The organism is Streptomyces sp. NPDC055140 (genome assembly GCF_053607285.1).
In genome coordinates, this window is record NZ_JBSGTG010000029.1 from 1 (window position 1) to 22,319 (window position 22,319).

The window sequence follows — 22,319 nt, forward strand, 5'->3', positions numbered from 1 at the left end:
ACGCCCTCCCCACTGCTATTTAATCCGGGTCCCCGCTTGAAATGGTGGGTGGGGGGGGGGGGGGCCGCAGTGGCCACCCCCTCCTCCTCGCTCACGTCCTGCCCGTCGGGGCTAGTCGGTGCCGGACTCCATCGCGGCGCGGTCCAGGAGCTCGTCGTCCTCGGAGACCTCGCCACGGGAGGCGATGACCTCGGCGCCACCCTCCGGCATTGCGCCGATCAGGCCGGTCGCCGCCGCCTGCGCGGCGCCGATCAGCTCGGGGTGCGTCGTGCCGACGATGCCGAGGCCCGCGTACTGCTCGAGCCGGGCGCGCGAGTCGGCGATGTCGAGGTTGCGCATGGTGAGCTGGCCGATCCGGTCCACGGGGCCGAAGGCCGAGTCCTCGGTGCGCTCCATCGACAGCTTGTCCGGGTGGTAGCTGAACGCCGGGCCGGTGGTGTTGAGGATCGAGTAGTCCTCACCCCGCCGCAGCCGCAGCGTCACCTCGCCGGTGACGGCCGAGCCGACCCAGCGCTGCAGCGACTCGCGGACCATCAGTGCCTGCGGGTCCAGCCAGCGGCCCTCGTACATCAGCCGCCCGAGGCGCCGGCCCTCGTTGTGGTACTGCGCGAGGGTGTCCTCGTTGTGGATCGCGTTCACGAGACGCTCGTACGCGGCGTGCAGCAGCGCCATGCCCGGGGCCTCGTAGATGCCGCGGCTCTTCGCCTCGATGATCCGGTTCTCGATCTGGTCGGACATGCCCATGCCGTGGCGGCCGCCGATCGCGTTCGCCTCCATGACCAGGTCGACGGCGGAGGCGAACGCCTTGCCGTTGATCGTCACCGGGCGGCCCTGCTCGAAGCCGATCGTCACGTCCTCGGCGGCGATCTCCACCGACGGGTCCCAGAACCGCACGCCCATGATCGGCTGAACGGTCTCCACGCCGGTGTCGAGGTGCTCCAGCGTCTTGGCCTCGTGGGTGGCGCCCCAGATGTTGGCGTCGGTCGAGTACGCCTTCTCGGTGCTGTCGCGGTACGGCAGGTCGTGGGAGACCAGCCACTCCGACATCTCCTTGCGGCCGCCGAGTTCCGTCACGAAGTCGGCGTCGAGCCACGGCTTGTAGATGCGCAGGTGCGGGTTGGCCAGCAGGCCGTAACGGTAGAACCGCTCGATGTCGTTGCCCTTGAACGTCGAGCCGTCGCCCCAGATCTGGACGTTGTCCTCGAGCATCGCCCGTACCAGCAGGGTGCCGGTGACGGCGCGGCCCAGCGGCGTCGTGTTGAAGTAGGCACGGCCGCCCGAGCGGATGTGGAACGCGCCGCACGCGAGCGCGGCCAGGCCTTCCTCCACCAGCGCCGCACGGCAGTCGACCAGGCGCGCGATCTCGGCACCGTAGGTCTTGGCACGGCCGGGCACCGACGCGATGTCGGGCTCGTCGTACTGGCCGATGTCGGCGGTGTAGGTGCACGGGACGGCACCCTTGTCGCGCATCCACGCGACCGCGACGGAGGTGTCGAGGCCGCCCGAGAAGGCGATGCCGACGCGCTCGCCGGCGGGAAGGGAGGTGAGAACCTTAGACATAGGAAGAGTATGCATCCCAAAGAATGATTATGCAAAGGGGGGTGTCCCTTTGCGACGCCTTCTTCTGTGACGCCTCCTTCATCGTGAACGCGGAGAAGGCGCGGCGCACCGCGGGGCGACCCGGGTTCAGGCCGCTTATCCCTGGGCGTCCCCGACGATCCCGTAGGTGAGCGCCGCGAGGCCGTCGCCGACGGTGCGGGTGTCGAGGAGGCGCAGCGACAGCTCGTCGCCTGTCTCGCCGAAGAGGCGCTCGCCGGCCCCCAGCACGACCGGGTGGACGATCAGCCGCAGCTCGTCGGCCAGGCCGTGCTCGAGCAGCGTGCGCACGAGCCTGCGGCTGGCATAGACGACGATGTCCCCGTCCAGCTCCCGCTTCAGTTTCGAGACCTCGGCGACCACCTCGCCGTCGAGGACCGACGAGTTGTTCCACACGGGGTCGACGAGGGTCGAGGACACGACGTATTTGGGCAGGGCGTTCAGCCGCTCCGCCCACGCGCCGCTCCGGGACGGCCACCGGGCCGCGAACCACTCGTAGGTCCGCCGGCCGAGCAGCAGCGCCTCCGTGCCGAGCGCCTCGTCGAACTCGACCTTGGTCCACTCCAGCCGGTCCTTGTCCGCCATCCGGTCGAACCAGCCCCCGCGCCTGAAGCCCTCCTCGCCGGTCGGGTCCTGGACGACCCCGTCGAGCGAGACGTTCTCGCTGATCACGATTTTTCCCATGTCGGTCTCCTTCGGTACGGGCTAGTGTCGGGGCGGCGCGTGACCCAAGAGGAGTGAGAAATGCCCGGTCGTACGCGCACGCTTTGACGCTGCAGGCCGTGATCGGCCCGTCATCGCGTGCTGCCCTTGTCGCGTGGCACAGCGAGCTCTCTCCTGCCTGAACCGTCGGTGCGCCTTCTGCGCGCCCGGTGGCGGGCCTCGTCGTCTGCACTGCAAGGGTTCCCTGTGCCCTCCGCGTCCTCTGGTTCGTCTGCGTCCTCTGGGTCCTCCGGTTTCTCTGCGGGATCCGCTTCCTCCGCCGGATCCGCTTCCGATCGGCCTGCTTCCCCAAGCCTGTGGCGGGACCGTGACTTCCGCCGACTCTGGGTGGGCCAGACGGTCTCCCAACTCGGCGAACACACAACTCTGGTGGTGCTGCCGCTCTGTGCCGTCCTGACGCTCGGCGCCGGCGCCGGTGAGCTCGGCGTCCTGCGCGCGGTGGGGCAGGCGCCGATCCTGCTGCTGTCGCTCCTGGCCGGCGCGTGGGTGGACAGGTGGCGGACCCGCACGGTGATGGTGCTGGCCGACGTGGGCCGCGCGCTGGTCCTGGGCGCCGCCGCCGCGGCAGGGCTCCTCGGCGCGCTCGGCCTGCCCGTGCTGCTCGTGACCGGCTTCGCCGTCGGGGCCTTCTCCGTGTTCTTCGACGTGGCCTACCAGGCATCTCTCGTACGGCTCGTAGAACGCGATCAGCTGGTGCGGGGCAACAGCGCGCTGGAGGGCAGCCGCTCCGCCGCCCAGATCGCCGGCCCCGCACTCGGCGGGGCGCTGGTCTCACTCCTGACGGCGCCGATCGCTGCCGCTTCCGGCGCTCTCCTCTTCGCGCTGTCGTTCCTGTCGATCCGACGGATCCGCCGCGGCGAGTCGGTCCAGGAGCCCACGCAAGAGCGCTCGCAGCGTCTCCAGGAGCCCACTCGACCGGCCTCGCAACGCCCTCCGCGGGTGTGGCGGCGGATCCGCGAGGGCCTTCGCTTCGTCGTCGGCGACACCTCGCTGCGGGCCGTGTGCCTTGCCTCGGCCGCGTTCCAGTTCTCGCTGGCGGCGACGATGACCGTCTATCTGCTCTTCCTGCCACGGGAACTGCATCTGTCCGGCACGGAGATCGGTCTCGCGCTCGCGGCAACGGGGCCGGGCGCGCTCCTCGGCTCGCTGCTGGCCGCCCGCCTGCCGGGCCGGTTCGGGCACGGTGTGGTGCTCGTGTCCGCGGCGGCACTCGGCGACGGCGTGTTCCTGTGTGTGCCCGCGCTGCACGGCTCCTCCGCGGCGACGGTTCTCGCCCTCGTCGCGGTCAACCTCGTGTTCGGGACCTTCGGCCAGCTGGTGAACGTCACGGTGATGGGCGTCCGGCAGGCCCTGACCCCGGACGGGATGCAGGGCCGGGCGGCGGCGACCATCACGTTCGTCGGCATGGGCCTGACCCCGCTCGGCTCCCTGCTCGGCGGTTTCCTCGCGGACGAGTGGGGGCTGCGCCCCAGCCTCGCGGTGACGGCGGCAGGGATGCTGCTGTCCCCGTTGCTGATGGCGCTGTCCCCGCTGGCACGCCTGGGACGGACGCTGCCGGTGCGCCGGGCTGTCATGGACTGATGCGGCAGCCAGGTTCCTCCGGGCGGGGTGCTGACCCCGTTCCTGGACGGGGCGGGTCTCAGGCGGTCCTTATCGACCGGTTTTCCTTGAACCGGCTGTAGATGCGCTCCGGCGTCAGGGGCAGTGCGCGACAGCGAACGCCCGTGGCGTCGTGGAGCGCGTTCGCCAGTGCGGGGGCCACCGGGTTGATGCAGCATTCCGCCATTCCCTTCGACCGCATGGGCCCGAAGGAATCCGCCGACTTCGCCAGGAGCAGTTCCGTGCGGGGGACGTCGGCGTAGGTGGGGATGCGGTAGTTGCGGAGGTTCGGGTTGGCCATGGCTCCGCCCGCGTCGACCTGGTAGTTCTCGGTCAGCGCGAAGCCGATGCCCTGGGCCACCCCGCCCTCCACCTGACCCCGGACCTGCGCCGGGTTGATGACGACGGCCGCGTCGGTGGCCTGAACGCTGTAGAGGATGCGGATCTCGCCCGTCACCTGGTGCACCGCGATCTTGAATCCCTGCGTGTTGGACACGACGCTCCGGGGCGATCCATAGGCCTTGCGTGCGGCGGTGAACCGGATTCCGCGCGCGCGGGCCAGCGCGACGAGTTCGGCCAGCGGCACGTGCTGGTCCCCGCAGACGACTTCCCCGTCGCCCAGTGAGCACATGACCACGTGGACACCCGTGTGCGCGGCGGCGAATTCGAGAATGCGGTCGCGTACGGCGTTGGCCGCGCGGAGTACGGCGTTGCCCGCCACGAAGAGTCCCGCGCTCGCGAACGCGCCCGTGTCGAATCCCGTGCGGTCGGTGTCCGACTGCACAAGGCGAATACGCGAAGGCGTCGTCCCCAGTTGGGTGGCCGCGATCTGGACGTGCGCGGTCGATGTGCCCTCGCCGAACTCGACCGTGCCGACGGCCAGTTCGTACACGAGGTCGTCGCCGAGCGTGACCCAGGCCTCGGAGATGTGCTCGGTCGGGGGCGCGGTCTCGTGCAGGGAACTCGCGACCCCGGAGCCCATGAGCCAACCGGAGCCGGGTGGCGGCTCGTTGGCGGTACGGGCCATGGCGTGATCCACGAGATCGATGCACTTGCCGAGCCCGTCCTCGTTGAACATCACGTCGTCGGGACCGTCGTGCATGGCGACGAGCGGATCGCCCGGCCGCACGATGTTGCGCCGTCGCAGTTCGAGCGGGTCGAGGTGCAGGGCGCGGGCCAGCTCGTCCATCGCCGACTCCACGGCGAACGCCGGCTGCGTCATCCCGTAACCGCGCAGCGCCCCGCTCGGCACTGTGTTGGTGTAGACGGAGAACCCGTCGTACTTCTTGTTCGGGCAGCGGTAGATCATGACGGCGGCGCCGCCCGCGTACAGGGTCTCGCCGCCGTGGTTGCCGTAGGCTCCCGTGTTCGACACATTGCGGACCTGGAGCGCCGTGAGGGTGCCGTCCGCCTTCGCGCCGAGCTTGACCGTCAGCTTCATCGGGTGCCGTGGCGAGGCCGTGGTGAACTCCTCCTCGCGGGTGTACTCGAAGCAGACGGGCCGCCCGGTGTCCAGGGCGGCGAGCGCCGCCAGATCCTCCGAGATCACTTCCTGCTTGCCGCCGAAGCCGCCACCCACCCGTTTGCAGAACACGCGGAGCTGGTCCGGGCGCAGCGCGAAGAGATGCGCGAGCTTGACCTTCGCGATCGACGGCGACTGCGAACTGGTACGCACGTTGAGACGGCCGTCTTCCAGCCAGGCGATGGAGCCGTGGGTCTCGAGATGCGCGTGCTGCACCCGGGGCGACGAGTACGTTCCTTCGTGGATCACGTGGGCCTCGGCGAACCCCGCGTCGACATCGCCGATGTGCGAATGGATCTCCAGCAGGGTGTTGCGGACGGAATCGCGGACGAACGGGTCGTCCGTACCGTGCAGTTGGGGAGCGCCGTCGGCCATCGCGGCCTCGGGGTCGAACACCGCCGGCAGCTCCTCGTACTCCACCTCGACCCTGCGGCAGCCCTCTTCCGCCGCGCCGACCGTGTCGGCGACGACTGCGACGACCCGCTGGCCGACGAAGCGGACCGTGTCGTCGAGGATGTACGTGTCGTCCGGATCGACGAGGTGGTCGGTGTGGATCGCCGTGGAGAACCGCCTGCGCGGCACGTCCTCCCAGGTGTAGACCCGATGCACGCCGGGCACCGCCAGCGCGGCGGTCTTGTCGATCGAGATGATCCGGGCGTGCGCGTACGGCGAGTGCAACACCTTGAGGTGCAGCATGCCTCCGATGCGAGTGTCCATCGTGAACTCGGCGCGACCGGTCACCACGTCCTCGGCCGCCGGTGCGCCGACGCTCGTGCCGACAGCCTTTCCCGGCGCGGCGGTCTCGACGCCGACGACGCCCTTCACCGCGTCCTCGATCGCCCGATAGCCGGTGCAGCGGCAGAGGTTGCCCTTCAGTGCGCGAGGCAGGTCCGCTTTCTGTGCCTCGGTGAAGGTCGCCGACGTCATGATCATCCCTGCCGTGCAGAATCCGCACTGGAATCCCGGCGCATCGCGGAACTGCTGCTGCATCGGGTGCAGTTGGCCAGGTGAACCGAGCCCTTCGATCGTGGTCACCTCACGGCCCTCGGCGCGGAAGGCGGGGGTGATGCAGCTGTGCACCGGACTGCCGTCCAGCCACACCGTGCACGCGCCGCAATCGCCCGCGTCGCACCCCTTCTTGACGCCGTGGTGGCCGAGCGACCGCAGGAAGGTCCGCAGGCACTGGCCGGGGTCCGGCTGTTCGTCGAAGTTCTTGCCGTTCACGAGGTAGGTCATGACACGTCACCGGCTGAGAGTTCGCGACGAATCTCCTCGGCGAAGTGCTTCGTCAGATGGCGCCGGTGATCTGGGGTCCCATTGGGATCTGCGAACCAGAGGCCGTCGGGAACAGCGTCGATACTCCGCCGCAGAGTTGAGGAATCGGGCATGGCGTCGAAAGCCATGCGTACGGGCCGTGTCGTACCGGCGGTGACGGTCAGCAGCAGGTCGCTCGTGCCCGGTGTCCGAGTACCGATGAGGAAGACCGTCGAACGGCCGAGGCGGGTCAGCGTGAAGCGGCGGTACGCGGCGCGTTTTCTGAGGGCATGCGCCGGAATCTCGATGCGTCGCAGTATTTCCCCGGGACGGAGAACGTTCTGATGGTCGCCGGTCACGAAGTCGAGGGCATCGACGGTGCGCGTGGACCCGTCGGCAGCCCACAGCTCGTACCGCGCCTCCAGGGCGACCGCCAGCGTGATCATGGGGCCGGCAGGCAGGGACAGGCAGATGTTGCCGCCCACGGTCGCCGAATTCCACACCTTGAACGACGACAAGAAGGCTTCGCAGCTTTTTGCGAAAAGGGCGCCCGCAGTCCAGTCACCCGGAAAAGCAAAGGAATGCAGATCGCGAATGGTGCACGTCGCACCGATTTCTAGGCCCGCCCGGCCCGGGACGAGGGGATCCCAGCACAGCGCCGTCAGGTCGACCAGCCGGCGCAGACTCGGCTGCTCCACGGAGAACAGCCACGTACCACCCGCAAGCCACGCATCGCCTTCACGCCAGTCCACGCCGGGCCAATCGAGCGGGCGCCGGACGACTTCCGTGATGGTGTTGAGGTCCATGGAGACTGATCTCTCGCGCGATCATCGTGCGACGGATATTCCCCGAGCGTCGTGAGAATTCAAGTGTCGTTGGAATTCCCTGTGAACTAGACTACGCCGTATGGGTATCCGTGCAAGCGGCTGTGCCACTGTCGTGACTTCCCAGAAGGTGCGGGACGGTCTCGACGAGGAGTACGACCGCTGGCAGGAGAAGGTGAACCGGGCCGTCCGCGACTTCGACGGATTCGAGGGGACCGAGACCTATCCACCCGGATCCGGCGAGGAACACGAATGGGTAGTGGTGTTCCGCTTCGCCGGCACGGACCAGCTCACCGCGTGGCTGGACTCGACCGCCCGCCGGGAACTACTGGCCGAAGGCCGGGCGCTGCTGGACGGCACCCCGACACAAGAGGTCCTCGCCGGCGGTCACATCGAGGAGCCCGACCCTGTGGAGGGGGTCACGGCGGTCATTTCGCACGACGTACGGCCGGGCAAGGAGGAAGATTTCGAGCACTGGCAGGAAAAGGTCCTGAGGGAGCAGGAGAAATATCCGGGCTTTATGGGGACGGAATTCTTCCGGCCCGTCGAGGGGATCCAGGACCATTGGGTGGTCGTTTTCCGGTACGACACCCGTGAACATCTGGACGCCTGGCTGGACTCCAGCAGAAGAGAGCACCTCTTGAAGGAAGGGCGTGACTACTTCGCGTCCTACGACGTCCGCAAGGTGGGGACGGCGTTCGGCGGCTGGTTCCGGTTCGGCGCGGGAGAGGAAGAGAAGGTCCCGCCCAACTGGAAACAGGCCATGACGGTCGTGCTGGCCCTCTATCCCACTGTCATGGTGCTGAATCTGACCGTGGGTCATGAGTTTGCCGTCCTGGGCGTACCCGGATACCTCGGCCTGTTCTTCAGCAACGTACTGAGCGTCAGCATTCTGAGCTGGCTGCTCATGCCCCTGGTGAACCGGGCTCTGGCCTTCTGGCTCCGGCCCGGCCGGACCCGCACCGTACGCGTCGACGTGGCGGGCGCTGCACTCGTGGCCCTGTGCTGGGCCCTGACCATCCTCATCTTCGCGCTGACGACGGGCTGACGCCCGCGTTCTTCCCGCGACACATGATCATTCGAGGAGACCGAATCATCTGAAGACGCCGTTCCGCCGGCCGGCACAAGGATCGTCGACCTCCTGTGGTCGCAGTGGCGGTGACCTGCGGCGAAGCCGTGCCGCGGGGCCGCAGGCGTAACCTTGAATGCAGACATTTCAGTACTGGGCAGGTCGCATGGCCACGATGCACGCATCATGCGAGACCGGTCATCAGAACCCTTTCGACACGACCACGGCAGCGATGATCGTGCTGGATGCGCAGGGGAGAGTGACTGGCTGGAGTCCTGGAGCCCGCAATCTCTACGGTGCCGACACCCGAGATGTGCTCGGTCGCTCGGTGAGCGAGGTGCTGCGCGATGTTCGGGCCCGGGGCGACACGCTGCAAGGCCTCGGGGCACCGGGGGCACCGGCACACGGGGACGCCCGGACCGAGAGACGTACCGTTCGACGCCCGGACGGGGCGCTGGTGGAGACGGTCCTGCGCGTCTTTCCGGTGGAGCAGGACCGGAGGAGGCCCGCCTGGGTCGTGATGGCGGCGGCGAGCGACCGCTATCAGAAGTGGGTGACCGACCAGTCGATGCTGTCCGGGCTCTTCACACAGGCCCCCGTGGGGCTCAGCGTCTACGGCCCTGACGCCCACCTCAACTGGGCCAACGACGTCGTGCAGCAGGTCATGGGCTGGCACGCCGGTGAATGGGAGGGCCAGGCCAACAGAGTGCTCTATCCACACGGCAGCATCCTGTCCCCTCCGGGTTACCACGAGACGGAGGAGGTACTGGAGGAAGTGCTGCGCACCGGCGAAGCCGTGCTCGACGTCCATTGGCGCGGGCCCACCCCCGCCGCCTGCGAGTACCACCGGGTCTACTCGTGCTCGTACTTCCGCCTGCAGGACGAGGCGGGCCACCCCCTGGGCGTCTGCGAGGCGTCCGTCGATGTCACCGATCGCTACGAGGCACAGACTCGCCTGGCGCTGCTCAGCCGAGCCAGCGGGATCGGTACCACGCTCGACGTCGGGAAAACGGCGGAGGAAGTCGCGGGCCTCGTGGTTCCGGATCTCGCCGACTCCGTACGCATCGAGGTCGCGGAGTCGGTCCTGGCCGGAGAAGAGGCCCCTTCCTCGGCCTCCGGCGCACCGACAGGGCTGCGGCTCATGGCAGAGCGCACCAGGAGCGCCCCGTCCGTTGCGCAGAGTGATGCGCTGCTGGGTGTCATCGGCAGTCGGCCGATGACCGCGCACCGACGCCTGCTGGCCGTGCCCCTGCTCCTGGGCGGCACCACGCTCGGCACGGTCACCCTCCTGCGGCGGCCGCCCCGCGCACCGTTCACCGAGGAGGACCGCGCCCTCGCCGAAGAACTGGCATCGCGCACCGCGGTGTGCGTGGACAACGCCCGCCGCTACGTCCGAGAGCACACCACGGCGCTGAAACTGCAGCGCGACCTCCTCCCGCGAGAACTGCCGCAACCCAGTGGCATCGAGCTCGCGCACCGCTACATCCCCACCACCGGTCCTCTCGGAGTCGGGGGCGACTGGTACGACGTGATTCCGCTGTCGGGCGCCCGCGTCGGGTTGGTGGTCGGTGACGTGGTGGGGCACGGGGTGGACGCCGCGGCCACCATGGGACGGTTGCGCACGAGCGTGAGAGCACTGGCCGCCCTGGACCTGCCGCCGGACGAACTCCTCACCCGGCTCGACGACTTGGTGGGGCAGGCGCGCGTCGGAATACACCGGACGCCGGGCGACGAGGGGACGGACAGGGCGCTCGGGGCGACCTGCCTGTACGCCCTGTACGACCCCACCTCCCGTACCTGCGCCGTGGCCAGCGCGGGCCACCTCCCGCCGGTCGCCACCGGCCGTGGGACAGGAACCCGGCACGCTGAACCGCTCGACCTGCCCACAGGTCCCCCACTGGGCATCGGCGGGCTGCCTTTCGAGAGCGTGGAATTCGAGTTCGCCGAGGGTGCTGTGCTCGCCCTGTTCACCGACGGAATCGTCAAGGCGCGCGGCCGGGACGTGGACGAGGGAGTGGCAGATGTGTGCGGCGCCCTGGACGCCTCGGCCGGATCCCTGCAGAAGGCGTGCGATGAGGTCGTCTCTCTGTGTGCCCAGGGATCCGCCGATGACGATGCCGCGCTGCTGCTGGTGCGCGTCCACGCCTTCCCCGAGGACAGCGTGGCCTCCTGGGATGTCGCCTCCGACCCGGCCGAGGTGGCCGGAGTCCGCGCACTCGTCCGGGGGAAGCTGGAGGACTGGGGGCTGGACGAGGCGGCGTTCGTCTCAGAGCTGGTCGTGAGTGAACTCGTCACCAACGCCCTCCGATACGGCCGCCCCCCTGTCTCCCTGCGCCTGCTTCGGGACGTCGACCGCACACTGATATGCGAGGTTTCGGACGGGGGCCACACCTCTCCGAATCTCCGACACGCCGGCGACGAGGACGAAGGAGGGCGGGGCCTCTTCCTGGTGGCGCAGCTCACCGCCATGTGGGGCACGCGCTACGAGCGCCAGGGCAAGACGATCTGGGCCGAGATCGGGCTGGGGCAGGAAGTACCGCTGGACCTGATTCTGGAGTCGTGAGTTCGACCCCTGGTCCGGCCAGGAATCCGAGGAGCCTCTCGCAGTGCGGAATCGCGCTCTCGGATCTTCCTCGCGTCCCTTTCGCCCCGACCTGACGTGACGTGACCGGGATCTCACGGCGCAGAGCCCCGGAATCCCACAGCGGACGACACCGTGACGGGAGTCCAAGCGCCGAAGTACGTCCGCGAGAGGGTGGTCACCCTGTCCCTTGTAACGCGCCGCGCGCGAGGGGGAGTTGCGGCCGATGGCCTGGGCCGGGATGAGCGCCCAGGCGTGCCGTGGGGCGGTGATGTGGAGGAGGTGTGTGTGGCGGACGACGTGTGAACCTTCATATAAACAGTGCGTGTTAGCCTGCCCGCGGTCGTGATCGAACGCATACGGGGGAGGCGCGGTGGGCTCGGACGGCTACCAGGTCAAGGCAGGTATGACCGGCCAGGCCCAGCAACTCGACGACGCCGGCACGGACATGGACGGCGTCAGCTCGGCCGTCAAGTCCCGCACGAGTTACTCGTACGACCACGTCGGCGGCGATGACGCCGCGTCGGCGCTGAACGCGTTCGTCAAGGCGTGGGAGGCGGAGACCAAGACACTGGCGTCGGCGTTGCACGAGCTCGGTGGCAAGGTGCAGTTGGCCAAGAAGACCTACCACGGCACCGACGGCCTGGTGAAGACGCACGCGGACAGCGTCCCCGTCGGCGGCACGAGCAGCCTCACCGGCACATCGACCCAGGGCGGGCGCACCTCGGCCCTGTCGAGCTACTGAGGAACGGGCCGATGTCGTTCTTCTCCTCTCCCCTCAACTCCCCTTCCTTCCGCCTCGCGTGGCTCGCCGGGCTGTCCAAGAAGATGCTCGGCGCCGGAAGCAAGAACGACCTCCTCGACCTGATCGACGACGCCCTCTCGGTACCCGAACCGGGCGGCGACCAGGGCGTGCTGGAGGGCCTGGCAAGTCTCTACCGAGGCCAGGCCGACCCGGTCGGCAGCGTCTTCGACCAGGTCGACCGGGTGGGCCGCAAGGGTCTTCCGGAGGTGTGGGTCGGCGACACGAGCGTCCTCGCCTCCGACGTGGTGAACGCCGCCGGGCGGTCCGCGACCCAGATGGGCGAGGCGTTCCAAGGCTGCGCCACGGTGCTGCTGACGCTGGCCGACGCGATCGGCGCCGCGCAGCGCAAGGACGAGCAGGGCCGCGGACAGCTGCTGGAGCAGAAGAAGACGCTCGGCGGCAAGGACGGATTCTTCGACGACCTGCACGAGAACGACGAGGAGGAGTGGGACCGCAAGAACGCCGCCCACTTCGGCTCCTACGCGGTCGACCTGATGCACGCCGCCGTCTCCGACGCGCAGGAGGCCACCCGCGTCGCGGCCCGGGACCTGAACAAGTGGGCCGCCGAGGCACGGGCCGGGAAGATGGAGACCAGCGAACTCACCGCCATCGACAAGCTGATGCTCGCCGACACCGGCGTCGCGGGTGCCGACACCGAGCTGAACGAGATCCTCACGGCCGGCGACCTGGCGCGCGCGTCGACGCGGATGGACCTGCTGAACCTCGACGACGAGACGGCCATGGAGCGGATGCTCGCGAAGTCCGACAACCCGCAGGAGCGGGCCTACCTGATGAAGGCCCTGGCCGCCGGCCACAGTGTCGCCGAGATCGGGACGTTCCAGGACAAGATCCACGGCAAGGACCCCGACTGGCTGCGCCGGCATCTCACTCCCGTGGTCACCGCCACGGACAGCATGAACGACGAGGGCCTGGCGTCGGACGGCTCGAACAACAACAAGGACTACGTCACTTTCGACGGCCAGCTGTGGATCCAAGGCGGCGACGGCTCCGAGGGCACCTGCGTGGCCTCGTCCACCGTCACGTCCCGCGCCATGGTCGACCCCCTGTACGCGCTCGACCTCACCGGCGGCCCCGACGGACAGCAGGACGACCCCGACGCCTTCAAGCAGCGCCTGGTGGCCGAACAGCACCGGCTGCACACCGAAGGCGACGGCGGTAAGAACTGGGGCGGCATGGGCCCCGAGGGTCAGGAACGGATCAACGACACCACCGTCGGCAGCGCCACCGGCACGGACTACCAGCGCCAGGACCTGAACAGCGCCGACGACCGCAGGGCGGCCCTCACCGAAGTCGAGAACTCGGTGGCGCAGGGACGGCCGGTCCCGGTCGACGTCTCGGGCAAGGAGGGCGCCCACGCCATGACCATCATCGCCCAGGAGGGTGACAAGCTTCAGGTGTACAACCCCTGGGGCCAGACCACCTGGGTCAGCGAGGACGACTTCATCAACGGCCACATGGGCAAGGCTTCCAACAGTGATCTCCCCAACGCGTACAGCGTCTATCTTCCGCGGTAGCAGGGGCGGTGCCGTGATCGCGGTGACCGCGCTCCTCGCTCTGGCCACGGGCTGCGGCTCGGGCACCGACGAACCGGCCGGCGGTTCCACCAGCACCGCGAGCCACCCCTCGGGCGCCACGGGCCGCCCGACGAACCACCCGGTGAAGGACACCAGCATCACCGCCGAGCCGGGCGAGCGCTTCACGCTCACCGTCGACCAGAACGCCTCCACGCGCGAGTACTGGTACCTCGTCGACCCCGAGCCCGACAGCTCGGTGCTGGTCAGCCGCGGCCAGGACGACGCGTCGGACTCCGGTGACGAGCCGGCGGCCGGCGCCGGCCACCGGCTCACCTTCACGTTCGAGGCCAAGGGCAAGGGGACCACCCGGTTCACGCTGCTGCACTGCACTTTCACCACCTGCCAGGGCAACACCTCGACCCTGCCCCCCGAGACAACCGGACCCTCCGCCACCCCGACCACGGGGGCGGCCACCCCCTCCCAGGCCCCCGAGCGCATCACCTACACCGTCACCGTCAACTGAGCCGCAGCGAACCAGTCAGATGAGACGAGACACCCGAGGCCCCGCCATGAACGACGACGCCCCGTACCCGCCGGACCGCACGGACGACGAGCTGGCCCGGCTCGACATCACCGTCCTGCTGCGTTACGGCCTCACCGCCGCACCCGGCACCCGGCGCACCGCCCTGTTCGGCGACGGCGCAGCGGCCGCAGCCGTCATCCTCGACCGCCTCGGCACCGAGCCGCGCTCGGTCGCCTTCCTCGCCGACACCGTGCGCGCCGGCGGACTCGCCCGCGCCGCGGAGCTGCCCGAGCCCCTGCCCCGCCGGGAGGCGGCCGTCCTCGTACGGGAGTGGCTGCAGGCCGGCACCGAACTCGTGGGCGGGATCGCCGCCGACGACACCGCGGCCGGCTGGCTGCACGCCGTCGCGACCATCATCGAACTGAAGCAGCTGGCCCGGGCGCGGGGCCGGTGTACGTGATCTGAGCAGCCGATCCGAGTACGGCGGCGGGTGTGAGGCCACCGGGCCTGATGTGTCGTCAGGAAGTAAGCATCTGATCAGTATCAGTCCTCGCACATTCCGGGACGGGTGTCCGAACAGGCGCTTGGCCGGCGGCGTCACAACAGCCTGGTTCGCGCGGAACCGCAGGCACGGGGCCTTCTCCCAGGAGTGAACCGATGTTTCCTCACACTCTTCGAGTCCGACGCGTGCCGATGTAGAGTGCAGAAGGCCCTTGACCTGCAAAAAGCGGGCAGGGAGCGAATTTCGGGAGTGCTGAATGCTGCGCACCATGTTCAAGTCCAAGATCCACCGTGCCACCGTCACCCAGGCCGACCTGCACTACGTCGGGTCCGTCACCATCGACCGCGATCTGCTCGACGCCGCCGATCTGCTGCCCGGCGAGCTCGTCCACATCGTCGACATCGACAACGGCGCCCGCCTGGAGACGTACGTCATCGAGGGGGAACGGGGGAGCGGTGTCATCGGGATCAACGGGGCCGCGGCCCATCTCGTGCATCCCGGAGACCTCGTGATCATCATCAGTTACGCTCAGGTCGACGACGCCGAGGCGCGTGCGCTGCGGCCCCAGGTCGTGCACGTGGACCGGGAGAACCGGATCGTGGCCCTGGGCGCCGACCCGTCCGAGCCGGTTCCGGGCGGGGACACGGAGCGCAGCCCCCAGGCGGTGGCAGCCACCGCCGGCTGACCGGCCGGCCGCAGACGCGAGGAGAGCCCATGAGCGACATCGAGATCCGCGACGAACGGGACAAGGGCCTCCTCGTGGCCGGTGCGGCGGGAGAGCCCGAAGGCGCCGTCTTCGGGTACATCGAGTACTTCGTCCTCGACTCGCCCGAGAGGGCCCTCGTGCCTGTGCACACCGTCGTGGAGCGCGAGCACGAGGGCCGGGGCATCGCAGGATCGATGGCCCGCGAGCTGTACGCCATCGCCGCCCGCGAGAGCATCGCCGTCGCGCCCCTGTGCCCGTTCGTGGTGGAGTGGGCCGCACGCCACCCCGGAGAGGCCCCCGTCGCCCCGCCCGAGCTGATGGACGCCGCACAGCGCGCGCTCGCCGACGACCCGTCCAAGTGGTGACCCCATGAGCCTCGCTCTTCTGCACACTTCCCCGGTCCATGTCCCCGTCTTCGACGCCCTGCGCGACACCGATCACCCCGGCCTCGCCCTGCGCCACCTCGTGGACGAGAGCCTGCTCGAACGGGCCAGGACCGCCGGGCCCGACGCCGTCGCGGACGACGTACGCGCGCTGCTCGAAACCGCCGTGGCCGACGGGGCGGACGCCGTGCTCTGCACCTGCTCGACCATCGGCGGCGTCGCCGAGGACCAGTCCGCCGCCGTCGGCGTCCCCGTCCTGCGCGTGGACCGGCCGATGGCCGCCGCCGCAGTCGAAGCCGGACGGGCCGTCGCCGTGGTCGCCGCGCTGGAGAGCACCCTCGCGCCGACCGTCGCCCTCGTCGAGGAGGAGGCCGCCCGCGCCGGCCGCCCGGTCGACATACGCACGGTGCTGGTGGCAGGGGCCTGGGAGCGTTTCGAGGCCGGTGACCGAGAGGGCTACCGGGACCTCGTGGCCGCCGGCGTGGACGCCCTCACCGATGTCGACGTCGTCGTGCTCGCCCAGGCCTCCATGGCACCCGCCGCCGACCGGACCACCGCGACGGTCCCCGTTCTCTCCAGCCCTCGCCCCGGCCTGCGCGCGGCGGCGGACAACACGGCCTACGCTGAGCCGAGTTCGTACCGAGTGACACCGGCTTGAGCTGAACGAGGAGAGCCAGATGGCCCAGGACGAGACCGGCACCGACGTCGTGATCAGCCCCACGGGCTGGGTCGCCGAGCAGGCCCGCCTGTACGAGGAGTCCGGCGGCACCGAGGGCACCACGATCCCCGGCCCGATGAGCGCGCCCTGTCTGCTGCTCGACTACCAGGGGCGTCACTCCGGTAAGTGGCGCCGCACAGTGCTGATCTACGACCGCGACGGCGACGACTACCTGATCGTCGCCTCGAAGGGCGGCGCCGACCAGCACCCCGAGTGGTACCTGAACCTGGAGGCCAACCCGGACGTGCGGCTGCGCGTCGAGACCGAGCGGTTCGCCGCCCGCGCCGAGACCCTCTCCCAGGAGGAAAAGGCCAGGGTGTGGCCCCATCTCGTGGAGATCTTCGCCCCGTACGCGGACTACCAGAAGAGGACCGAGCGGGACATTCCCGTCGTACGCCTCACCCGCATCAAGGGCTGAGAGTCGCCGGGGGCGGTGTGTGGACCCGGCGGGCGTGGGCACGCGTGCCGGGAGACAGTGGCAGGGACCGGCCGCGCCCCGCCCGGAGCGCGGCCGGCCTCCGACCCCCCTGGAGGAATCGATGACGCATCCCTTCCCCGACCCCGTCACCCCGCCGACGCCGGGGCCCGGCGTCCCCGATCCCGGGCCGTTCCCGGCCCCGATCCCGACGCCCCCGTCGCCCGGCCCCGGCCCCACGCCGCGGCCCTCGCCGCCCCCGCCGTCCCCGGGCCCGCCGAGCCCCGACCCGGAGCCGGCGCCGCCCGAGCCGGAGCCTTCACCCATTTGACGCCCTTCCCTGCCCGAGGGCAGGGAATTCCGGTCCGTACTGCTACGCCGTACCACCTTGGGTTCCTGTTTCACGGGCCTCTGCCGACCGGTGAGGGTCGGTCTTACAAGGCCTCCGCAGGCCTGACTTTCCGCCCGTCCGGCGGTAGATCCGACAACTCCGTTGTCGGACAAGGCGATCCTAGCCATGCCACTGCGCCCCTCCGGGCCGCTACGGGCAGGATGCCCTACACCTCCACCCTGAAGGGGGGAGGTGTAGGGCAAGTGTTCGGTAGCGGCAAGGTCTTACGCCGACACCTCGGACCGGTCGCCGCCCCACAGCGTGTGGAACGCGCCCTCGCGGTCCGTGCGGCGGTAGGTGTGGGCGCCGAAGAAGTCCCGCTGGCCCTGGGTGAGTGCGGCCGGGAGGCGGTCGGCGCGCAGCGCGTCGTAGTACGCGAGTGCGGCGGCGAAGCCGGGCGCCGGGACGCCCTCGACCGTCGCGGCGACCAGGACGGCACGCCAGTCGTCCTGCGCCGCGCCGATCTCCTGCGCGAACGTCTTGTCCGCGAGGAGGCTCGGCAGGTCGGGCCGGGCGTCGTACGCGGCGGTGATCCGGTCGAGGAACGCGGCCCGGATGATGCAGCCGCCGCGCCAGATCGAGGCGACGGCTCCCAGGTCGATGTCCCAGTCGTACGCCTCGCTGCCCGCCGTGATCTCGTGGAAGCCCTGCGTGTACGACACGATCTTCGACGCGTACAGGGCCTGCTCGACCCGGTCGGCGAACGCCGCCGCCTCCGGCTCGCTCAGCGTGGTCGGCGTCGGGCCCGCCAGGTCCTTCGAGGCGGCGCGCAGGTCCGCGTGGCCGGAGAGCGAGCGCGCGAAGACGGCCTCGGCGATGCCCGACACCGGGACGCCCAGGTCGAGGGCGATCTGCACGGTCCAGCGCCCCGTGCCCTTCTGCTCCGCCTCGTCGACGACGACGTCCACGAAGGGCTTGCCGGTCGCCGCGTCCACGTGCGACAGGACCTCGGCTGTGATCTCGATCAGATACGAGTCGAGCCGGCCCGTGTTCCACTTCCGGAAGATGTCGGCGATCTGCGCGGGGGAGTAGCCCGCCACGTCGCGCAGGAGCTGGTAGGCCTCGCCGATGAGCTGCATGTCGGCGTACTCGATGCCGTTGTGGACCATCTTCACGAAGTGGCCGGCGCCGTCCGGGCCGACGTGCGTCACGCACGGGGCGCCGTCCTTGGCCTTCGCGGAGATCTTCTCCAGCATCGGGCCGAGCGCCGCGTACGACTCCTCGCTGCCGCCCGGCATGATGCTCGGCCCGTTCAGGGCGCCCTCCTCGCCGCCGGAGACGCCCGTCCCGACGAAGTGGATGCCGCGCTCGCGCAGTTCGCGCTCCCGGCGCCGGGTGTCCGCGAAGTGCGCGTTGCCGCCGTCGACGATCATGTCGCCGGGCTCCAGGAGCGGCGCGAACTCCTGAATCACCGCGTCCGTGGGGTCGCCGGCCTTGACCATGATCACCAGGCGGCGCGGCCGTTCCAGCGCCGCCACGAACTCCTCCGCGGTCTCGGTGGGGACGAACTCGCCCTCGCCGCCGAATTCCGCCACGAGGTCGTGCGTGCGGGACGCGGTGCGGTTGTGCAGGGCGACCGTGTAGCCGTTCCTGGCGAAGTTCCGGGCGAGGTTGCGCCCCATGACAGCGAGCCCCGTGACACCGATCTGGGCTGACTTGCTCATGCCTGTCGCTCCTGACGTAGGGAGGTGATCGTTCTTGTTCATTTGTAGCGTGGTAAGGCGTACCGTGACGCTGCGACGCTCTCTCGAGCCCGCAGGACTCGCTGCGGAAGTCTCTACGGATATCTCTACGGAGAAGGAGCTGCCCGTGCCTCATTTCGACCTGCCGCCCGACGAACTGCAGTCCTACCGGCCGACATTGACGCGGCCCGAGGACTTCGACGCGTTCTGGGAGAAGACCCTGGCCGAGGCGCGGGAGCACGACCTCGACGCACGCTTCGTCCCGGTCGATGTGCCGCTGTCCGCGGTCGACGTCTTCGATGTTACGTACGCCGGGTTCGGCGGGCATCCGGTCAAGGGCTGGCTCGTCCTGCCGTCGGGGGCGACCGGGCCGCTGCCCGCCGTCGTCGAGTACATCGGCTACGGAGGCGGACGCGGCCTGCCGCACACGAACCTGATGTGGGCCGCGGCCGGCTTCGCGCACTTCGTCATGGACACCCGCGGCCAGGGCTCCGGCGGCCGGGTGGGCGACACCCCCGACCCGGTCGGCAGCGGACCCGCGCACTCCGGCTTCATGACGCGCGGCATCGAGGACCCGCACGAGTACTTCTACCGGCGTGTCTTCACCGACGCCGTGCGCGCCGTCGAGGCGGCCCGTGCGCACCCCATGGTCGACGCGTCGCGCGTGGCGGCCCTCGGGGGCAGCCAGGGCGGCGGCATCACGATCGCGGTCGGCGGCCTCGTGCCCGACCTCGTCGCCATCGCGCCCGACGTGCCGTTCCTGTGCCAGTTCCCCCGCGCGGCCACCCTCACCGAACGCCACCCGTACCGCGAGATCGCCCTGTATCTGAAGGCGCACATCGGCGCCGACGAGCAGGTCTTCCGCACGCTGTCGTACTTCGACGGCGTGCACTTCGCGGCGCGCGGCACCGCGCCCGCCCTCTTCTCGGTGGCGCTGGAGGACCAGACCTGCCCGCCCTCCACGGTCTTCGCGGCGTTCAACTCCTATGCAGGCCAGGACAAGACGATCAAGGTGTACACCTTCAACGACCACGAGGGCGGCGGGCCCTTCCACCAGGCCGCCCAACTCGACTGGCTGCCCTTGAGGTTGCGCGGCTGATTCGCGAACTACGCCTGGGGAAAGCCCCCTTGGCCCCTCTTGGCTGCCCGTGTCACCCCTGTGCGGGTCTTGTCATGAGTGTGCCGGAGCGGCTAACTTGCCGCTTCTGACGTGTGCCTGAGGGGGCTTCCATGGCCGTACGCGGTCGGCATCGCCGGTATCAGCCGAACCGGATCAACCGGGCGTCGCTCACCGTCACCGCGGGCAGCGCGGGTATGGCGATCCCTCTCATCGGCGCGGGCGTGGCGCACGCCGCCGACGCGAACACCTGGAACAAGGTCGCGGCCTGCGAGTCGAGCGGCAACTGGAGCATCAACTCCGGCAACGGCTACTTCGGCGGGCTCCAGTTCACACAGTCCACCTGGGAGGCGTACGGCGGCACCGCCTATGCCGTGCGCGCCGACCGCGCCACCAGGGACCAGCAGATCGCCGTCGCCGAGAAGGTCCTCGACGGGCAGGGTCCCGGCGCCTGGCCGGTCTGCTCGGCCCGCGCCGGCCTCACCCGCGGCGGCGACACTCCGGGACCGCACACCGAAACCGTCCGGCAGAAGCCCCAGCGCACCGTCAAGGATGTCAAGCCCGAGGTCACGCCCCAGTCGACGGCGGGCACGGCCCAGATGTACACGGTGGTCGGCGGCGACACCCTCTCCGGTATCGCCGACGCCCGCGAAGTGCCGGGCGGCTGGCGGAAGTTGTACGAGGCGAACCGCCGCACCATCGGCTCGGACCCCGACCTCATCCTGCCGGGACAGCGGCTCGCCCTGCGCCCGTCGGCGAAGCCGCGCGACCCGGCCGCCCCGCAGGGGCGTGAACGGCAGGCCCAGAAGCCCGCCGGGAAGCACGAGGAGACCGACAGGAAGAGCGACCAGAAACGGGACGCCGCCCCCGCTAAGAAGACCGGTACGACCACCGCCACCCGGTCGCGGACCGAGAAGCCGGCCGCGTCCCAGGACGTCATCGCCCCCGTCTCGGCGAGCCTCAGCACCCCCTACCGCGCGGCGGGTTCCTCCTGGTCGAAGGGCTACCACACGGGCGTCGACTTCGCCGTGTCCACCGGCACCACTGTCAAGGCCATCGCCGCGGGCCACGTCGTCTCCGCGGGCTGGGGCGGGTCGTACGGGTACGAGGTCGTGATCCGGCACGCCGACGGCAAGTACAGCCAGTACGGCCATCTCTCGGCGCTCAGCGTGAAGGCGGGACAGCGGGTCGTGGCCGGCCAGCGCATCGCGCGCTCCGGTTCCACGGGCAACAGCACGGGCCCGCATCTGCACTTCGAGGTGCGGACGGGGCCCGGCTTCGGTTCCGACGTCGACCCGCTGGCGTATCTGCGGGCGCACGGCGTCAGGATTTGATGCGCTCGTCGCGGGGGCTGTACCACTCGTCGTAACGGCCGCCCTTGCCCTTTCGGCCCCGCGGATCGGCGTCCCGCACGGGCGCCTCGACGCGCCGCATCAGCGGCTCGCCGTCGGTGATCGCGCGCGGTGACTTGGGCGTGGGCTGAGCGGGCACCACCGCTGCGACGACCGACTCGGCGGCCGCCTTGCGCGACCCGCTGATCCGCTCCGTCGTCAGCAGGATCAGGCCGCCCGCGGCGACGACACCGCACGCGAGCGCGAGGGCGGTGCCCGTCGTGCCGTATCGGAACGTTTCGCCGAACAGCGTGAGACCGACCGCCGCCGCGACCACCGGGTTCACGACGGTCACCGTGGCGAGCGGAGCCGCGAGGCCCGCGCCGCGGTACGACGCCTGGGACAGGAGCATGCCGGACGTGGCGAGCGCCGCTATCACCAGGAAGCTCGAGAACTGGGCGAACGTCCCGTCCTCCGTCCACTCCACCGCGACGGACTTCGTGAACACGGACGCGATGCCGAACGCGACGCCGGCCGCGCCCGCGAGGAGAATGCTGCGCACCACGGGGTGGCGGTGCACGGCGTGGGCGAGCGTCATCAGGGCGAGGACCGTGCCGGCCGTCACGAGGGCGACCATCAGCCGTTCCGTGCCTTCGAGGGACTGCTCGGACGCCGACCCCGTGAGGGAGAGCAGGCCGGCGAGACCCACCGTGGCCATGATCGCGCCACGCCAGGCGGTGGCCCCGGCCTTGCGGTGCACGAAGAGCGCCGCCATCGGCAGCGCGAACACGATCGTCAGCGCGCCCAAGGGCTGGACGAGGCTCAGCGGGCCGTACGCCAGGGCCACCACGTGCAGGAGCGCTCCCAGACCGTTGAGCGCGACCGCGCACCACCACACCGGGCGGCGCAGCGGCGCGTAGGTGTGCTGGGGCGTGGAGACCGCGACCCGCTCCTGGAGGATCGCGCCGCCCGCGTAAGCGACCGCGGAGACGAGGGAGAGAAGCACGGCCAGCGTGAGTGCGCTCATCGGCCGCTCCTCACTG

Annotated in this window: 19 protein-coding genes; 13 read left to right on the top strand and 6 right to left on the bottom strand. The window is 70.0% G+C overall.

The features are described 5' to 3' along the window. Positions 1-111 precede the first annotated feature (111 nt). Together argG and ACWFR4_RS37835 are read right to left on the bottom strand one after the other, a co-directional pair. On the bottom strand, positions 112-1,560 hold the full coding sequence (gene argG, locus ACWFR4_RS37830; protein WP_116506170.1) for an argininosuccinate synthase: 1,449 nt from the start codon (positions 1,558-1,560) through the stop codon (positions 112-114). 135 nt (positions 1,561-1,695) lie between these two features. After that, a complete protein-coding gene (locus ACWFR4_RS37835; RefSeq protein ID WP_453466749.1) occupies positions 1,696-2,280 on the bottom strand; it encodes a dihydrofolate reductase family protein in 585 nt (194 codons plus the stop codon). Between the two features lie 333 nt (positions 2,281-2,613). On the opposite strand from ACWFR4_RS37835, the gene ACWFR4_RS37840 reads away from it, so the two are divergent. Next, the gene (locus ACWFR4_RS37840) at positions 2,614-3,900 is read left to right on the top strand and encodes an MFS transporter (protein ID WP_453656374.1); all 1,287 of its coding nucleotides are present in this window, start codon (positions 2,614-2,616) and stop codon (positions 3,898-3,900) included. A 58-nt stretch (positions 3,901-3,958) separates the two neighbouring features. On the opposite strand, the gene ACWFR4_RS37845 is transcribed toward ACWFR4_RS37840, so the two are convergent. Beyond that, complete coding sequence (locus ACWFR4_RS37845) at positions 3,959-6,676, bottom strand: molybdopterin-dependent oxidoreductase (protein WP_453656328.1); 2,718 nt, start codon at positions 6,674-6,676, stop codon at positions 3,959-3,961. Next, positions 6,673-7,500 (bottom strand): FAD binding domain-containing protein, encoded by an 828-nt coding sequence (locus tag ACWFR4_RS37850; protein WP_453656329.1) that lies wholly within the window; start codon positions 7,498-7,500, stop codon positions 6,673-6,675. The genes ACWFR4_RS37845 and ACWFR4_RS37850 overlap by 4 nt, the downstream gene beginning before the upstream one ends. 100 nt (positions 7,501-7,600) lie before the next feature. Between ACWFR4_RS37850 and ACWFR4_RS37855 the strand changes: the two genes are divergently transcribed. The 10 genes from ACWFR4_RS37855 (at position 7,601) to ACWFR4_RS37900 (ending at position 16,758) form a co-directional block, all read left to right on the top strand. After that, positions 7,601-8,566, top strand: coding sequence for an antibiotic biosynthesis monooxygenase (locus ACWFR4_RS37855; protein ID WP_453466755.1), 966 nt, complete (start codon positions 7,601-7,603; stop codon positions 8,564-8,566). A gap of 196 nt (positions 8,567-8,762) precedes the next feature. Beyond that, entirely contained in the window at positions 8,763-11,150 is a 2,388-nt protein-coding gene (locus tag ACWFR4_RS37860; RefSeq protein WP_453466757.1) for a SpoIIE family protein phosphatase, read from the top strand. 391 nt (positions 11,151-11,541) lie between these two features. Beyond that, positions 11,542-11,913, top strand: coding sequence for a hypothetical protein (locus ACWFR4_RS37865; protein ID WP_453466758.1), 372 nt, complete (start codon positions 11,542-11,544; stop codon positions 11,911-11,913). Positions 11,914-11,924: 11 nt separating this feature from the next. After that, positions 11,925-13,508 carry a peptidoglycan-binding protein gene (locus ACWFR4_RS37870; RefSeq protein WP_453656330.1) on the top strand — a complete coding sequence of 528 codons (1,584 nt, stop codon included), beginning with the start codon at positions 11,925-11,927 and terminating at the stop codon, positions 13,506-13,508. A 13-nt stretch (positions 13,509-13,521) separates the two neighbouring features. Further along, on the top strand, positions 13,522-14,031 hold the full coding sequence (locus ACWFR4_RS37875) for a protease inhibitor I42 family protein (RefSeq protein WP_453656331.1): 510 nt from the start codon (positions 13,522-13,524) through the stop codon (positions 14,029-14,031). Positions 14,032-14,077: 46 nt separating this feature from the next. Continuing rightward, positions 14,078-14,491 carry a hypothetical protein gene (locus tag ACWFR4_RS37880; protein WP_453656332.1) on the top strand — a complete coding sequence of 138 codons (414 nt, stop codon included), beginning with the start codon at positions 14,078-14,080 and terminating at the stop codon, positions 14,489-14,491. Positions 14,492-14,789: 298 nt separating this feature from the next. Further along, on the top strand, positions 14,790-15,218 hold the full coding sequence (gene panD / locus ACWFR4_RS37885) for an aspartate 1-decarboxylase (protein ID WP_453466766.1): 429 nt from the start codon (positions 14,790-14,792) through the stop codon (positions 15,216-15,218). Between the two features lie 29 nt (positions 15,219-15,247). Continuing rightward, positions 15,248-15,604, top strand: coding sequence for a GNAT family N-acetyltransferase (locus ACWFR4_RS37890; protein WP_453466768.1), 357 nt, complete (start codon positions 15,248-15,250; stop codon positions 15,602-15,604). Positions 15,605-15,608: 4 nt separating this feature from the next. Next, positions 15,609-16,280 (top strand): aspartate/glutamate racemase family protein, encoded by a 672-nt coding sequence (locus ACWFR4_RS37895; protein WP_453466770.1) that lies wholly within the window; start codon positions 15,609-15,611, stop codon positions 16,278-16,280. Positions 16,281-16,299: 19 nt separating this feature from the next. Continuing rightward, complete coding sequence (locus ACWFR4_RS37900) at positions 16,300-16,758, top strand: nitroreductase family deazaflavin-dependent oxidoreductase (protein WP_453656333.1); 459 nt, start codon at positions 16,300-16,302, stop codon at positions 16,756-16,758. 612 nt (positions 16,759-17,370) lie between these two features. Here the strand turns inward: ACWFR4_RS37900 and gndA are convergent. Then, entirely contained in the window at positions 17,371-18,810 is a 1,440-nt protein-coding gene (gene gndA, locus ACWFR4_RS37905; RefSeq protein ID WP_453467799.1) for an NADP-dependent phosphogluconate dehydrogenase, read from the bottom strand. A gap of 145 nt (positions 18,811-18,955) precedes the next feature. Here gndA and ACWFR4_RS37910 point away from each other — a divergent pair, with 145 nt between their 5' ends. Both ACWFR4_RS37910 and ACWFR4_RS37915 read left to right on the top strand, forming a co-directional pair. Continuing rightward, positions 18,956-19,927, top strand: a complete 972-nt coding sequence (locus ACWFR4_RS37910) for an acetylxylan esterase (RefSeq protein WP_453656334.1) — start codon at positions 18,956-18,958, stop codon at positions 19,925-19,927. A gap of 131 nt (positions 19,928-20,058) precedes the next feature. Next, complete coding sequence (locus ACWFR4_RS37915; protein ID WP_453656335.1) at positions 20,059-21,279, top strand: transglycosylase family protein; 1,221 nt, start codon at positions 20,059-20,061, stop codon at positions 21,277-21,279. On the opposite strand, the gene ACWFR4_RS37920 is transcribed toward ACWFR4_RS37915, so the two are convergent. After that, positions 21,269-22,303, bottom strand: a complete 1,035-nt coding sequence (locus ACWFR4_RS37920) for a DMT family transporter (RefSeq protein WP_453656336.1) — start codon at positions 22,301-22,303, stop codon at positions 21,269-21,271. The genes ACWFR4_RS37915 and ACWFR4_RS37920 overlap by 11 nt on opposite strands. Positions 22,304-22,319: the final 16 nt, after the last annotated feature.